Source organism: Bdellovibrio bacteriovorus (assembly GCF_048286975.1).
GTDB lineage: Bacteria > Bdellovibrionota > Bdellovibrionia > Bdellovibrionales > Bdellovibrionaceae > Bdellovibrio > Bdellovibrio bacteriovorus_H.
Genome location: NZ_JBLVRT010000001.1, coordinates 1,164,837 through 1,178,249, shown reverse-complemented (window position 1 = coordinate 1,178,249; position 13,413 = coordinate 1,164,837). Strand labels below are relative to the sequence as shown.

The following is a 13,413-nucleotide window of genomic DNA, read 5'->3' as shown; positions in this document are numbered from 1 at the left end:
CCAAATTTGATTAGACCGCCCGCCCAAATTCGCATCGCGTTAGAATTCTAGCCTTGGGTTTATGAAATGAAAATAGAAAGGGGCTTTTTCTCTCGAAGATTCTCAGATTGAATCAGATTTGCCGACTGACACTGGCAGATAATCGGAATGAACAAGGCCCAGAAATAAAGAAGGCGACCTACTAAGAGGTCGCCTTGCACGATTCAGGATCGCTTCTCCCCCGAGAAGCGTCCCACAGGCATATATAAAGACTAATTAAGACAAGAAGCCACACGCGCCAGCAAATCCCCGGTTGCGGCGTTAAGCTGTGTGGCCATCTTTTTCCCCTGAACTCCGCGCGTGCGGAAGGCTTGAGCGGACTGATCCATCTCCTTAGACACGGCTTTCACAGACAACCCCTTGGCTGTTTTCACCGTGGTGGAGTATTCCTCCAAAGAAGAAGCGAACGTCTCGTGGTTGTTCACCAGGCTGGCCATGATCTGCGCTTGAGCCTTTTGCATGGCCTGAAGTTCTTTTTTAAGCTCTGCACACTGAGACGCCGCCATCGAATTGGAAGCAAACAGAATAACTGCGAAGAATGTGGCGATGGTTTTCATGTCAGAGCCTTTCGTTGATGACTCTGACCTAAAGCAATGAGTCTGCCAGCTGAGAACGGCTTATATTCGCCCTCAGGTGACATTTTAGGCTAGGACTTTAGAAATTTTTCAAACTCGTTCTTTGTTTCGCCAGAAGTATACGGCAACAACAGACGGGCCACGTGGCGTTTACCACGCTCGATGCTGCGCTTGCCGGGCTGCTTTTCTGCGGATTCAAAGAACTGCAGGAAGGTCGTCGCCATCGCCAGCAGGGATTCGGCGATGTACTGCATTTCAGAAACTTCGGCTATTTTCATCATCTTGCCGTCCTTCACCCACTGGCGGTAAAGGATGACCATCAATTTCATCATTTTTTGGATGTGGTTTCTCCACATTTTCGCCAGCTGCTGGTCACGGCGGCGAAGGGCGTACATTTCGCGGTGGAAGAAGCGATAGCGCCAGTACAGCTCGAAGTTGTCACTGATGAAGACCAGAGGCGTCGACTTCTTGGCGCGACTGGGGCGCCAGACATCGTAGGTCTCTTTCGCCATTCTCTTAAACAGCTCAATCAGGATCTCTTCCTTGTTGTCATAGTGAAAATACAGGTTGCCTGGGCTGATATCCATGGCTTTCGCGATATGATTTGTCGTGATTGCCACGACTCCACTGCGATTGAAGAGTTCGATAGAAGTGACGAGAATGCGTTCTTTGGTCTTCATGCTTATTAGTCTTTAGTCCAAGTCCCCTCGAGAGTCACGAGGAATAGGCCTGAAAAGCGCACCAGAATGGCATTTCCAGTGCCTTCTTCTGAGAATGCCCTTGAAAGCGTTAAAAAATTGGTGCTACCATAAAACAATGTCATCTAAAAACAATACTAAGTTGCTAAAACTGCTCGTTTTTTCCGGAGCTTGCCTGGTCGGCCTTTATTCTCTGTTAGGCTTCACGTCCTCTGCGGACAGCCAAGAGGTTCAAGCTCACAAGAAAATCAAATCTCAACTTGAACAGCGCACGCAGCTGGCAAAAGCCATCGGTGAAAAAGTTCGCGCCAATGATCTGCCAGAGTCTCTTAAGATCCCATGGAATGGCGAAGAACACGCCGTGAAAATGAATTACACGATCGACGACACCCTTCAACGCGAAGCCGATCGTCTGCTGAAGTCCTACAAGCCTGACTACGGCGCGGTCTTCATGATCGACGCAATGACCGGCGAAGTTCTGGTAATGTCGAGCTTCCAGCGTGACGATGCCGATGCTCCGAACCTGAACCTGCAAGCGACCTTCCCGGCAGCTTCCGTGTTCAAGGTTGTCACGGCCACTGCGGCAGTTGATAAAGCCGGTGTCAGCCCTGAAAGCAAAATCCGCTACAACGGCGGCGCATACACTCTGTACAAGAAAAACGTTCTTTCTGACAAAGTGACCCGTTGGACCAACGTGATCACCCTGAAAGACGCCTTCGCCCGCTCGATCAACACCGCTTTCGGTCGTCTGAGCATCGAAAACCTGCACCCGGAAGATTTGAACGAATACGCCAACCGCTTCATGTTCAATCAGGAAATCCCCGCGGACTTCCCGGTTGAAATGGGTGTCGCTTACGTTCCACCAGGCAAAGGCTTTGAAATGGCCGAAGTGGCTTCCGGTTACAACAAAACCAACCGCATGAGCCCGGTTCAAGGTGCGATGATCGCTGCTGCTGTCGCCAACGACGGTCAAGTTGTGATCCCCTACCTTGTGCGCAACGTGACTGATGAAAAAGGCGAATCCCTGTACGAGGGTTCAACTTTGAACAACGGCACCATCATGACCAAAGAATCCGCCGCCAAAGTGCGTGAGCTGATGGAAAGAACTGTTCTGGCAGGAACCTCCCGCCGTTCATTCCGCCCGATCACCAAAGACCGCAAATTCCGCGAAATCGAAATGGGCGGCAAAACCGGCCACCTGACTGGCGACAACCCACGTGGTCGCACGGACTGGTTCGTGGGCTACGCCCAGGATGGCGAGCGCAAGATCGCCGTTGCGGCCATCACCGTGAACAAAAAATTCTGGACAGTAAAATCCGCGCACCTGGGTCAGTCCATGTTCCGCAAATACTTCGGCCCAGTGGTTTCGAACCAACCTAAAAACGGGCGCGTGGTTTCTTCCACCAAGTAGGCTCCCGGATGCGGCAGAGAGAGGCTAAAGCCGACCCCGCCGCTTCGAACACATCCTCGCTCTACACTATCAACGCTGGCTTCCGCCGGCGTTTTTTGTTTTCGCTGCGGAACTTGCGGCGGATTCGTCTTTATCCTCCCTCTGCCACAACGACAGCTTGGTAGGACAATCATATCATTTTAGGTTGGAGCGAAATTGCGCACGAGCGCGATGAGACTGCTTCGAGCGTTTGGGAAGATTGGGTATGTGAAATGCAAAAAGCGAAATGAGCTTCCTCATTTCGCTTTTTATGGAATTTGAGCCTCTTCGCTTTCCGAGGAGGTTCAAATGCCGAACACAACTTCGCAAGTTACTGTTCGTCGTTTTTTGAGGAGCTTTAAACGGATCTTAAGACTAGTTTTACTGGTTCTTGAAGTCCTGAAGAAGCTTCTCGATCTTTTTCAATAAGCTACTGAAGGTCCTTTGAGCTTCGCTCAACGTGTACACAACCCAAGGTAGGGTGAAAACCTGGAGAGGTTCTCGTTCATGGAGAAAGAGGCCCTTCAAAGGCCTCTGAATTGGGGAAGCTCGCTTATTTGTCTTCTTTTGGTTTGCTGTCTTCGTGGGTGATCTCTAAAGGTGTTACGTCCAATACTTCGGCCTGAATTTCGCGCTCTTCGCGGACTTCTTCGAAGCCGCCGCCTTGATTTCTGAATTCGTAGTAGCGGAAGCCGTTGTTGGCTTGGCCGTTACCCATGCCGCCCATTCCGGCGCCGAAGCCGAAAGGTCCGCCGCCGAAATTGAAGACTCTGGCAGAGCCTTGGGTCATTTTTTTGGCCATGTAGGTTTTGAATCTCCAGACGGCCAAATGGCGAAGGCCTGGAAGGAACAAAACTACCGCGATAACTCGGGCGAAGAAGCTAGGGATCAGGAACAGCAAACCTGACAGGAACAAGGCACCGGAGTGAAGGATTTTATTTCCTGGCTGTTGCCCGCGCATCATGGAGGTTTGCAGGCTCATCAAAGCCACGCGGCCCACGGTGGTCATGATCAGGAAACCCAGCAGGCACGGAAGCAAGTACAGGCCCAGCGTGTTCAGGAAACCCCATTCTTGTACGGCCAGGAAAAAGATCACCAGCTCGGCAACGATGAATGGAAATGGAATCATGATCATTTGTGGACCCCTTTTTCTAGATATCCAAAGTAGCTACGACCGGACAGTGGTCCGAGCCTTCGACTTGGTCGAGAATATCTGCTGAAGCCAGGTATTTCTCAAGGCCTTTTGAGATGCAAATGTAGTCAATTCTCCAGCCGCGGTTTGAAATGCGCGCCATTTGGCGATAATCCCACCAGGAGTAACGCTTTGCTTCGGACGGCTTGAAATAACGGAAGGTGTCGATGAAACCAAGGTCCACGAATGAATCAAACCAGGCACGCTCTTCAGGGAAGAAGCCGCTGACTTTGGACAGACGGACAGGATCATGGACATCGATGGCCTCGTGAGCCACGTTGTAATCCCCGACCACAACCACCTGGCGTCCTGTCGCCAGCTTTTCTTTCAGATGATGATTCAGATCTTTCAGGAATTGCTGTTTGAAGTTGTGGCGGATTTCTCCGGAACCACCATTCGGGAAATAAATATTGTACAGATCAAACGGACCGTGATCCGAAATGATGATGCGCCCCTCTGATTCGTATTCCGAGATGCCCCAGCCATAATTCACACTTTGAGGTTCGGTATTCACGAAAGTCGCCACACCCGAATAACCTTTTTTAACAGCCGAAGACCAGTAAGAATGATTCCAGGTGAGTTTTTTCAGCTCGTTTTCAACCTGATCAATGTGAGCTTTTGTCTCCTGAATACAGAAAATATCCGGCTTTTCCCTGTTCACAAAATCGAGAAGACCTTTCTTGTGACAAGCCCTAATTCCATTCACATTCCAAGAGATGATTTTCACAGTTTCTCCTTGAGTTTCCACACCATCAAAGGCATCAATTAATAGCAAGGAGACACTTCTATGCCAATGATTAATCAACCCGCTCCGCACTTTGCAGCTCAGGCTGTATTTGACGGTGGCGAAGTTAAAGATATTTCACTGAACGACTTCAAAGGTAAATGGGTGGTTCTGTTCTTCTATCCACTGGATTTCACTTTCGTATGCCCGACGGAACTGACGCAGTTCCGTGAACATCTGAAAGAATTCCAGAATGCTAGTGCCGCCGTTATCGGCTGCAGTGTGGATTCTGTTCATTCTCACAAACGCTGGTTGCGCGATGACCTGGGCAATCTGGGTTACCCGCTGATGGCCGATCTGACAAAACGTATTGCACGTGATTACGGCGTTCTGTTTGAAGATCGTGGGATCGCAACTCGCGGCACTTTCATCATCGATCCGGATCAAAAAATCCAGTACATGGGCATCCACAATACATCTGTGGGTCGCGACGCCAAAGAAATCCTGCGCGTGCTTCAGGGCTGCCAGACTGGCGAGCTTTGCCAGGCCGGCTGGAAAGCGGGCGATGAACACATCACCCCAATCAAGTAGCCATGAATCAGAAGGCTGACTATATCCAGCAGCTTCGTTCTTCCTACAAGGGGCTTGAAAAAGAGCCCCTTGAGGACATCGTTTCCGAAAATCTGATTTCGCCGTTCGCCGTGACTTTGCCCTCGGACGTGATTCAGAAGGCGCAAAAGATTATCTCTGCTTTGTACAACATGCGCCAGCAGCCGTCTTATCTGCAGCACTACCAGTCTTTGATTGCCGAAAAAGGTCTGAAGGACCCTGGCAACAAATCCATCATGATGAGCTATGATTTTCACCTGGACGAGCATCAGAACCTGAAGCTCATCGAAGTGAACACCAACGCCGCATTCCTGATTCTGGGTTATGAAATGTACCGCATGAAGGGTCATGCCCTTCCGGTTCCTGATTTCAATCCGGAAGAAATTCGCCGCTCCATCGAAACGGAAATGGAGCTGCAGGGTAAAAAAGCCGGACCTGGTTTCAAGGTGGCGATCACCGACGATACGCCTTCTCAGCAACGACTGTATGTCGAGTTCCTGGCTTACAACGAACTGTTCAAATCCTTCGGCTGGGATTCCCGCATTGTCGATTATCGCGAGCTGTACAAGGACTTCCATCCGGACTTTATCTACAATCGTCACACGGACTTTTTCCTGACCGAACCTTCAAGTTCTGTTTTGCGCACAAAGTTTCTGAATCGTGATGTGTGCCTGTCACCAAATCCATTTGAGTATCTGATGCTGGCTGATAAGCAGCGCCTGATTGACTGGGGCACCCCGGGCTTCCTGGAAGGCCAGGGTCTTGTTGGCGAAGATCTGAATCTGGTTCGCACAGCGGTACCGGAGTCCTATGATATCAGCACCAACCGCGCGGATGAAATCTGGGCCAATCGCAAAAAGTACTTCTTTAAACCCAAGAACGCCTTTGGCTCCAAGCAGTCCTACCGGGGTGGAACCATCAGCCGCAGCACCTATGACAAAATCGTGGGTCAGGATATGATTGCCCAGGAATACATGCCTGCTCCGGAACAGACCTTTGAAACACCGGAAGGCCCACAGGCCTTCAAGTATGATCTGCGCTGTTATGCTTATCAGGGTCGTATGCAGCTGGTTCTGGCAAGAATCTATCAGGGTCAGGTCACAAACCTGCGCACCCCTTACGGCGGCTTTGCCACGGTCGTACAGGCTTAAATCAAAAGCTTTTGCGTGAACGGATCCACAGACGAAGGGGCGTCAGCTCTTTTTCCGTCAATCCAACAAAGTGAACCTGAATGCGATAGAAAGTCTCTGTCACAGTTTTGGTTTCTTCACAAGCGGTGATCCTTAACGGTACCTTGCTGATGCCAATGTCATCATAAAGACTGCTGGAAATTCTTGTCACCATTCCCAAAGGCATCGGGATGTTGGATTTGATCGTCATCCCAAGTTCGGACACGCTCATGATTTCGGTCTTGGTTTCCCATTCAGCCTTGGCGTGCACTGGAGCCTCGACAAAGTGAGCCGTGTCCTTTTCACTTTTCGCCAGCAGGTTTTGAATCTTGGCAGAAAGCAGTTCCGGATCCACCGGTTTCACCACATAGTCATTGGCACCGGACTCAATGCCTCTTTCGATGTCAGCCTTTTCGCGCTTTCCTGTCAGTAAAATCACCGGCAGCTGCGCCAGTTGCGGATTGCTGCGGACGGTCCGGATCAAAGCATAGCCCGTGGCCCCGCCGGGCATGATGGCGTCGGTGATCATCAGATCGAAATGTTCATTGGTCAGCTTATCCAACGCATCAATGGAATTGGTGCAGGCCGTGACCAGGTGGTTGTCCTTGATCAGCAGGGCCTCTAAAGTCAGCAACACACTTTTTTGATCATCCACGATCAGTATTTTAGCCATCTTATGCCGCCCTCACTCTGGAGGAGTATGTCTTTAACTCCGAAAGACTTTCAAAAAACTTGCGTTCAGTTTGCTTCAGCAAAAACTCTGCTTCGGTGAAATCCTGCAGATCTTCCAGCTTCTGACAAAGCTCGGACACCTGTTTGGCCCCCAAAGTCGCCGCGCTGGATTTCAGAGCGTGCGCGGATTCAGAAACCTTTTCCAGACTTCTGCTTTCAATGCCCTCACGGATTTCATGCAACAACACAGGGCCTGATTGCTCCAGATCCTCGATCAGCACTTCCGTCAGACTGCGGTCGTGCGAAACAAGGTCTTTCAGACTTTCCAAGGCTTTCAGATCCAGATTTTTTTCTGACGGTTTCAACCAGCGATGCAAAGTCTCAATCAGTTTATGAAGCTCCAAAGGCTTCGTCAAAAAGTCGTCCATGCCCGCTTCATAGCAGCTCTTTCGTTCACCACTGGTGCCCTCGGCCGTGAGCGCCACCACGGGGGTTTTGCGGCCCAGGGTGTTTTCCAACAGACGAAGCTGCTTTGTCGCTTCATAGCCATTTAAGACTGGCATCTGGCAGTCCATAAAGATCAGGTCATAAGATTTACTGCGGGCCTTTTCCAAAGCGATCTGACCATTGCCGGCGATTTCAACTTTCAAACCCAGTTTGGTCAGATAGCTTTCCGCCACTCGCTGATTGACGATCTGATCTTCAGCGACCAGCACGTGGCCCGAGAAGATCCTGGCAAAACGAACCTCTGAACTTTGCGGCTGCACTTCCCCCGCGCATTCTTCAAGATTCACCATAAACCAGAAATTCGATCCCACACCCGGCACACTTTCAACACCGATATCGCCACCCATCAGATCCACAAGCTGTTTGCAGATGGAAAGCCCCAGGCCGGTGCCGCCAAATTTCATTCCGGCCTTCGCCTGGAAGTATTTCTGGAACAACGAGCGTTTTTCATGCTCTTGCAATCCCTGTCCGGTGTCCTTCACTTCAAACAACAACGCGGTCTTGCCGTCCTGGTCGCCGCGACTGGAAACCTCCAGACGCACGAAACCTTTTTCGGTGAACTTCACCGCGTTCCCCATCAGATTCACCAGAATCTGGCGCAGGCGTCCGGCATCGGCGCGGTAATGCCACAGGTTCTTGCCATCAAACCGGCACTCAAGGCCGATGTTCTTTTCCGCCACGGTGGGCTTGAACATTTCCAGCACGTCTTCCACCAGGAACTGTAAATCCAAAGGCTGGGGATCCAGACGGATCTTGCCTGCCTCAATTTTTGAATGATCCAAAAGATCATTGATCAGCATCAACAGGGATTCCGCCGAACGTTTGATATTTCCGACATAGTCAGTTTGTTCTGGATTCAGATGTGTGTCCGCCAAAAGCGTCGTCATCCCGATCACACCATTCATGGGCGTGCGGATTTCGTGGCTCATCGCCGCCAGGAAGTCAGACTTTTTCTGAGACGCCTCCAAAGCCGCCTCGCGGGCGCGGATCCATTCCTGTTCGACCATCTTGCGACGGCTGATATCCTTAAACACAATCAAGGCTCCGGATATGCCGCCGTCAATGTCATTCAATGGACGGCTGGAAAGCGAGATATAAATACCCTCGGGATGCTCGGAGTTTTGAACAAAGATTTCCAGATCATCCACACGATCCCCGCTGAGCGCACGGTACAGCGGCAGCTCTTTGCGTGTGAACGGACGGCCCTCAGCCTGATTAAAGAAACCCAACTGTTCTACACTGGAATCGGTTGAAATTTCTTTGATCTTGGAGCCAATGATTCTTTGTGCGGCTGCATTGTAGTGGGTGAACCAGCCATTCTGATCCACAACGATCAGGGCCTCGCTCATGCTGTTCAGGATCGTATCCAGCAGAATAGATTTTCCTTGCAGGGCTTCCACGGCTTTGCGGGTTTCGTGCTGTTCTTTTCTTTGCAGAACTCGGCTGGCAATGATCAACGTAATTGCCGCACACAAACCCAACAGGAAGTTCTGGCCTTCTTTGGTGGGTTTGAATTTGATCGCGGGCGCGGAAGCCGCCTGCATCTCGACCAGCTGATGACGAATCTGATAGCGGGTTTTATCCAGGGACTCTTCAGTTTGGGCCGGACGGCGCTGTGGATTCATCACTTGCGTGTTGGCTGTTTCAATATGCGCCCGGATCAGGTGCCCCAGCTTTACCGCCATGGCGTGTTCACGGGGTTTGTTGCGGACCAGTTGCGACATTCTTGCCAGCTGCCCGTTCAAAGCGGTGATTTCGCTGTTATACGATTGCAGATCAGTGGGCTGACGGGACACCAGGAATCGATCCTGCGCCGCTTCGGCCCGCACCAAAATCTGCTCTGTTGTGCGAAGCACTTCGGTCATTTCATTGGAAGGTCTTTCGGAGTACTGGCTCAGCTTTAAAAGCTCCGGACGCTGGAATGTGAGGAACCCCAGCCCGATTAATCCAATCAGACCGAATTCGACTCCAAAGCGAGTCAGCAGATTTTTAAGGAACGATGCTGAGCCCATATGTACTTATCGGCTTTTGGATCTCAGCATGAAGCCGAAATACGAGCTGTCGAAACCTTTGGCAGTTTCACCAACATTTTCCCCGACCAAGCAAACTTCCCTGTGTTATCCTGTGAGCCGTACGAGGTGGTGGGTATGCAATTGCAGGACGTCGTTTGGGAGTCCCTCAAAGGGGTCGGATTCGAGCATCTGGTGCTGAAGAAAGCCGGAGAAAACATCTTCGCGGATTCTCTGTTGGTTTATCCCGATTCTTCCGGAAAACTTCAGCGTATCAAATACAGCATCACCATGGATGATTCCTACAGCGTTCAGAACTTTCACGTGCAATCCCTGACCCATCCCAATCAAAAAGTCGGCGTGTCTGACCTGATCGATTCGCTGTTCGTCGATATTTTCCCGTCGCCGTTCACCAACACTTTGCCGATTCAGTGGATGCGTTCGCAGTTTTTGCAGGTGTATGAGATTGAAGTGACCTGGGTCGATGCTTTGCAGTTTAAAACCAAAAAAGCCAGCCAGCGCTACACGGAGCTTAAAAACACCCCGGAACAAAGCGTTTACCGTTTTGAGTCCATCGACGCCAAAACAAAAGAGGTCCACTTCAGCGCGGACCTCACGGTCGATAAAGACTGTCTGGTGCTGGAATACCCCGGCTATTTCCGTCGCCGTCTGTAATCGCCCCACCAAAGCCCAGTGACTATTTCAGATTCGGAACCGAGTCATAACGAACGGACAGATACTGGGTCACGTTGCCTTCGGTTTTGATCAGCATCAGTTCGTACTCGGTGTGAGTCTTCTGATAGATCTTATACTGTGCCCCGCTGCTCTTGATCCAGTCTTCCAGGCTTTCACCGCCACGAAGCCCTGCGGTTTTCAGATTCCAGAATGAAAAGCGCTGGGAATCCGTCAGCAACTGGAACTGCCACAAACTTTGTCCCACGCGGTTTTCCTTGTGTGTGTCGATCAAAGTGGGCGCCATCAATGAAAACCTCTGGCTAAGGTCCTGAGCGGTGCTGCCACAAAGGACCTTGGCAGGCGTTGCGGGAGCTTTCAAAAAGGACTGATACCCATGCATACGCAGATTTTCTGCGTCAGCCTTGCCTTCCACATAATATTCCACATCCCGGGCCACCAAAACCGTCTCTGGCAGGTGTTTCAGGGAACCCACAAACTCGCTGCGGATCTCAGTCAGGAAGTCAGGACGACTCTCGCAAGGTTGAGAAGTTGAAAACTGCGGGCGCAACAGCTTTCCGGGCGGATCGCGCTTCAGGGCAAACGAGGTTGTTGAGATCAACACTAGAAGTAAAAAGCCAGATGTCTTCATGAAGTCCCCTTATTATGTCCAGTCTAGTATTCGGAATAACTTTTTTAGGGCTTAATATTAAAGTGCAGGCCTGGCTTGCCGATATGAAGAGTGTCTCATTTTTCTACAAGGAGTGTGGAATCTCATGACGATGAAACATAGCGGCGCGAGAAAGTTACAACAAGTGACGAACTTTTATTCGTCCTTTGATCAGCTCAACGGCGTGCATCCTTGGATGGAAGCAGTAAAAGACGGTTTCGTATCTTATAAAGTGCGTGAACTGCAAACTGGCAAAGTCGCCTACTTCAACTTCATTCTCGCCAAAGAAATGGGACTGATCCCTGCGGACCATCCTCATCAGATGACGGATGACCTTCAGGAAAAACTGATCGAGACTTTCTCTCTGCAAATCATCAACGAATACGACGAACTCACTCATCGTCGCATCGATCCTGAAACCATTAGGCCTCATGAATACATGGCCACTCGCTATCTGCAACTGCAGCACTCTAACAAACAGGGTAAAACCTCGGGCGACGGGCGTGGCATCTGGAATGGAACTGTTTACCATCGTGGCACAACCTGGGACGTTTCCAGTCGCGGCACGGGGGTGACGTGTCTGGCTCCAGGAGCGGTAGCAGCGCAGAAGCCCCTCAAAACCGGCGGCACTGAATTTGGTTATGGCTGCGGCCTGGCTGAAATCGACGAACTGCTGGGAGCTTCCATTCTGGCGGAAGTGATGCACCTTCAAGGTGTGCGCACAGAGCGCATGTTGTGTGTGATTGATCTGGGTAAAGGTTACGGCATTGGTGTGCGTGCGGCACAAAATCTGATCCGCCCGGCCCACTTGTTCCTGTACCTTAAACAAGAGCGTCTGGACAACCTGAAATCCGCCACAGACTATCTGATCGACCGCCAGGTGATGAACAAAGCCTGGGACATCAAATCCAAAGGCAACGCCAAGTACGATGAAATGCTGCATGAAGTGTCCAAAGCCTTCGGTGAATTCACCGCGCTGCTGGATACGGACTATATCTTTGCCTGGCTTGACTGGGACGGCGACAACGTTCTGGCCGACGCCGGCATCATCGACTATGGCAGCGTTCGTCAGTTTGGTATTCGCCATGATAAATACCGCTATGATGACGTGGAAAGATTCTCAACCAATCTGAACGAGCAAAAACAAAAAGCCCGTCTGATCGTGCAGGTCTTTGCCCAAATGGTGGACTACCTTAAAACCAAAAAGAAAAAACCTTTGCGTGAATTTGCCCACCACCCGGCGGTGCAAAACTTCAACAAGGTCTTTGACAACAAACGCGCCGAAAGACTTCTGTATCGCATGGGCTTTAACGAAACCCAGCGCGGCCACATTCTGGCCAAAGACGGCCTGTTTGCCCGCTTTGACAAAGAGTACTCTTTCTTTGAAAGATGTAAAGTCAGCGGCAACACGGAAAAAGTCGCTGACGGTGTAAATCACCCGGCGCTTTACAATATGCGCACGATCATGAGGGACTATCCAAAGTTCCTTCAGGACAGTCCGCTGCCTTTTGAAAAACGCTGGATGACTGAAAACAACTTCTTTAAGACAGTGCTGTCGGGCTTTGCCAAGGCCCGCGACGCCCGCATGGGTGAAAAACAGCGCCGTCATATTGAAAACTTCCAGTCCCTGTACCGTGAACTGGTTCAGACGGCGGCTGGTAAAAACAAGCCCGAGCATATTCTAAAAGGCATTTCAGAACGCGCAGAAAAGCTGAATTCTGAAAAACGCATCACCGGCAACGCCCTGATTGAGATGGTTGAAGAAATCATCACTGAAAAGAAAAAGGGCCTGAGCATGGAGCAGATTCAGAAGATCATCGACAAGCTGGTCTTTGACCAGAACGGAATGCCGGAAATTCCAACCGGTCGCTTCTATCGGGAGTTGCAACAAACCCCGGCGGTCAAAATGGATCTTTACGCCCGGCTGCTCAGTCTGGTGGAAGAACACAAGGAATCCATCTAAAACAAAAAGGCACCCACCCGGGTGCCTTTTTTGTTTGTCTATTAAGCCGACTTTTTCGCGGCGATTTCACCGTACTTGGTATCAATCCCCATGATGTGCGCCGTCAGCCAGGTCTTCAGAAACTGAAAGAATGCCGGTGTCAGCACTCCCGATTTCTCAAATTCAGCCTGGTGCCCCTTCAGTCGCTCGATCAAATCGCGGTGGATTTTCTTGTGAACCGCGGCCTGCGAATACGCCAGCGTATCGAAGAACTTTTCCTCGTGATCAAAGTGCGTGACAGTCCAGCTGGCCAGCTCACGCACGATGGAGGAAAGCTCAGATTTTGTCGCCTTGGCTTCGTTGCGCTCATACAGGCGATTCATGATTTGAATAAGTTTTTGATGTTCATGGTCCATGGCGTCCACGTGTGTGGTCAGTCGCTCCTGGTCCCATTTAAAGAATGATTCGGCCATCTTTCACCTCGAACAGTTGTAGTGTTACCTCCA

13 protein-coding genes are annotated in these 13,413 nt (G+C 50.7%); 5 read left to right on the top strand and 8 right to left on the bottom strand.

Annotated features, from left to right (window positions below):
* Positions 1–251 precede the first annotated feature (251 nt).
* Both ACNQKP_RS05880 and ACNQKP_RS05875 read right to left on the bottom strand, forming a co-directional pair.
* Complete coding sequence (locus tag ACNQKP_RS05880) at positions 252–596, bottom strand: hypothetical protein (RefSeq protein WP_417863448.1); 345 nt, start codon at positions 594–596, stop codon at positions 252–254.
* A gap of 89 nt (positions 597–685) precedes the next feature.
* On the bottom strand, positions 686–1,294 hold the full coding sequence (locus tag ACNQKP_RS05875; protein ID WP_417863447.1) for a TetR/AcrR family transcriptional regulator: 609 nt from the start codon (positions 1,292–1,294) through the stop codon (positions 686–688).
* A gap of 136 nt (positions 1,295–1,430) precedes the next feature.
* On the opposite strand from ACNQKP_RS05875, the gene ACNQKP_RS05870 reads away from it, so the two are divergent.
* Positions 1,431–2,723, top strand: a complete 1,293-nt coding sequence (locus ACNQKP_RS05870; protein WP_417863446.1) for a penicillin-binding transpeptidase domain-containing protein — start codon at positions 1,431–1,433, stop codon at positions 2,721–2,723.
* A gap of 571 nt (positions 2,724–3,294) precedes the next feature.
* On the opposite strand, the gene ACNQKP_RS05865 is transcribed toward ACNQKP_RS05870, so the two are convergent.
* Both ACNQKP_RS05865 and ACNQKP_RS05860 read right to left on the bottom strand, forming a co-directional pair.
* Positions 3,295–3,876 carry an FxsA family protein gene (locus ACNQKP_RS05865; RefSeq protein WP_417863445.1) on the bottom strand — a complete coding sequence of 194 codons (582 nt, stop codon included), beginning with the start codon at positions 3,874–3,876 and terminating at the stop codon, positions 3,295–3,297.
* A gap of 16 nt (positions 3,877–3,892) precedes the next feature.
* Positions 3,893–4,660: an exodeoxyribonuclease III gene (locus ACNQKP_RS05860; RefSeq protein ID WP_417863444.1), complete on the bottom strand. Its 768-nt coding sequence runs from the start codon at positions 4,658–4,660 to the stop codon at positions 3,893–3,895.
* A 60-nt stretch (positions 4,661–4,720) separates the two neighbouring features.
* On the opposite strand from ACNQKP_RS05860, the gene ACNQKP_RS05855 reads away from it, so the two are divergent.
* A complete protein-coding gene (locus tag ACNQKP_RS05855) occupies positions 4,721–5,248 on the top strand; it encodes a peroxiredoxin (RefSeq protein ID WP_417863443.1) in 528 nt (175 codons plus the stop codon).
* A 2-nt stretch (positions 5,249–5,250) separates the two neighbouring features.
* Entirely contained in the window at positions 5,251–6,417 is a 1,167-nt protein-coding gene (locus ACNQKP_RS05850; RefSeq protein WP_417863442.1) for a hypothetical protein, read from the top strand.
* A gap of 1 nt (position 6,418) precedes the next feature.
* Here the strand turns inward: ACNQKP_RS05850 and ACNQKP_RS05845 are convergent, their stop codons facing one another.
* Positions 6,419–7,108: a response regulator gene (locus ACNQKP_RS05845; RefSeq protein WP_417863441.1), complete on the bottom strand. Its 690-nt coding sequence runs from the start codon at positions 7,106–7,108 to the stop codon at positions 6,419–6,421.
* A gap of 1 nt (position 7,109) precedes the next feature.
* On the bottom strand, positions 7,110–9,626 hold the full coding sequence (locus ACNQKP_RS05840) for an ATP-binding protein (protein WP_417863439.1): 2,517 nt from the start codon (positions 9,624–9,626) through the stop codon (positions 7,110–7,112).
* 135 nt (positions 9,627–9,761) lie between these two features.
* Between ACNQKP_RS05840 and ACNQKP_RS05835 the strand changes: the two genes are divergently transcribed.
* Positions 9,762–10,298 (top strand): putative glycolipid-binding domain-containing protein, encoded by a 537-nt coding sequence (locus tag ACNQKP_RS05835; RefSeq protein ID WP_011165858.1) that lies wholly within the window; start codon positions 9,762–9,764, stop codon positions 10,296–10,298.
* A gap of 22 nt (positions 10,299–10,320) precedes the next feature.
* Here ACNQKP_RS05835 and ACNQKP_RS05830 read toward each other — a convergent pair whose 3' ends face one another.
* On the bottom strand, positions 10,321–10,947 hold the full coding sequence (locus tag ACNQKP_RS05830) for a hypothetical protein (protein WP_417863438.1): 627 nt from the start codon (positions 10,945–10,947) through the stop codon (positions 10,321–10,323).
* Positions 10,948–11,071: 124 nt separating this feature from the next.
* Here ACNQKP_RS05830 and ACNQKP_RS05825 point away from each other — a divergent pair, with 124 nt between their 5' ends.
* The gene (locus tag ACNQKP_RS05825) at positions 11,072–12,928 is read left to right on the top strand and encodes a hypothetical protein (RefSeq protein ID WP_417863437.1); all 1,857 of its coding nucleotides are present in this window, start codon (positions 11,072–11,074) and stop codon (positions 12,926–12,928) included.
* 41 nt (positions 12,929–12,969) lie between these two features.
* Here ACNQKP_RS05825 and ACNQKP_RS05820 read toward each other — a convergent pair whose 3' ends face one another.
* Complete coding sequence (locus ACNQKP_RS05820; protein WP_417863436.1) at positions 12,970–13,380, bottom strand: bacteriohemerythrin; 411 nt, start codon at positions 13,378–13,380, stop codon at positions 12,970–12,972.
* Positions 13,381–13,413: the final 33 nt, after the last annotated feature.

Bases quoted from the DNA above. Each gene is read 5' to 3' on its own strand.
- ACNQKP_RS05880 (WP_417863448.1), bottom strand. From the start codon at position 596: ATGAAAACCATCGCCACATTCTTCGCAGTTATTCTGTTTGCTTCCAAT.
- ACNQKP_RS05875 (WP_417863447.1), bottom strand. From the start codon at position 1,294: ATGAAGACCAAAGAACGCATTCTCGTCACTTCTATCGAACTCTTCAAT.
- ACNQKP_RS05870 (WP_417863446.1), top strand. From the start codon at position 1,431: ATGTCATCTAAAAACAATACTAAGTTGCTAAAACTGCTCGTTTTTTCC.
- ACNQKP_RS05865 (WP_417863445.1), bottom strand. From the start codon at position 3,876: ATGATCATGATTCCATTTCCATTCATCGTTGCCGAGCTGGTGATCTTT.
- ACNQKP_RS05855 (WP_417863443.1), top strand. From the start codon at position 4,721: ATGCCAATGATTAATCAACCCGCTCCGCACTTTGCAGCTCAGGCTGTA.
- ACNQKP_RS05850 (WP_417863442.1), top strand. From the start codon at position 5,251: ATGAATCAGAAGGCTGACTATATCCAGCAGCTTCGTTCTTCCTACAAG.
- ACNQKP_RS05845 (WP_417863441.1), bottom strand. From the start codon at position 7,108: ATGGCTAAAATACTGATCGTGGATGATCAAAAAAGTGTGTTGCTGACT.
- ACNQKP_RS05840 (WP_417863439.1), bottom strand. From the start codon at position 9,626: ATGGGCTCAGCATCGTTCCTTAAAAATCTGCTGACTCGCTTTGGAGTC.
- ACNQKP_RS05835 (WP_011165858.1), top strand. From the start codon at position 9,762: ATGCAATTGCAGGACGTCGTTTGGGAGTCCCTCAAAGGGGTCGGATTC.
- ACNQKP_RS05830 (WP_417863438.1), bottom strand. From the start codon at position 10,947: ATGAAGACATCTGGCTTTTTACTTCTAGTGTTGATCTCAACAACCTCG.
- ACNQKP_RS05825 (WP_417863437.1), top strand. From the start codon at position 11,072: ATGACGATGAAACATAGCGGCGCGAGAAAGTTACAACAAGTGACGAAC.
- ACNQKP_RS05820 (WP_417863436.1), bottom strand. From the start codon at position 13,380: ATGGCCGAATCATTCTTTAAATGGGACCAGGAGCGACTGACCACACAC.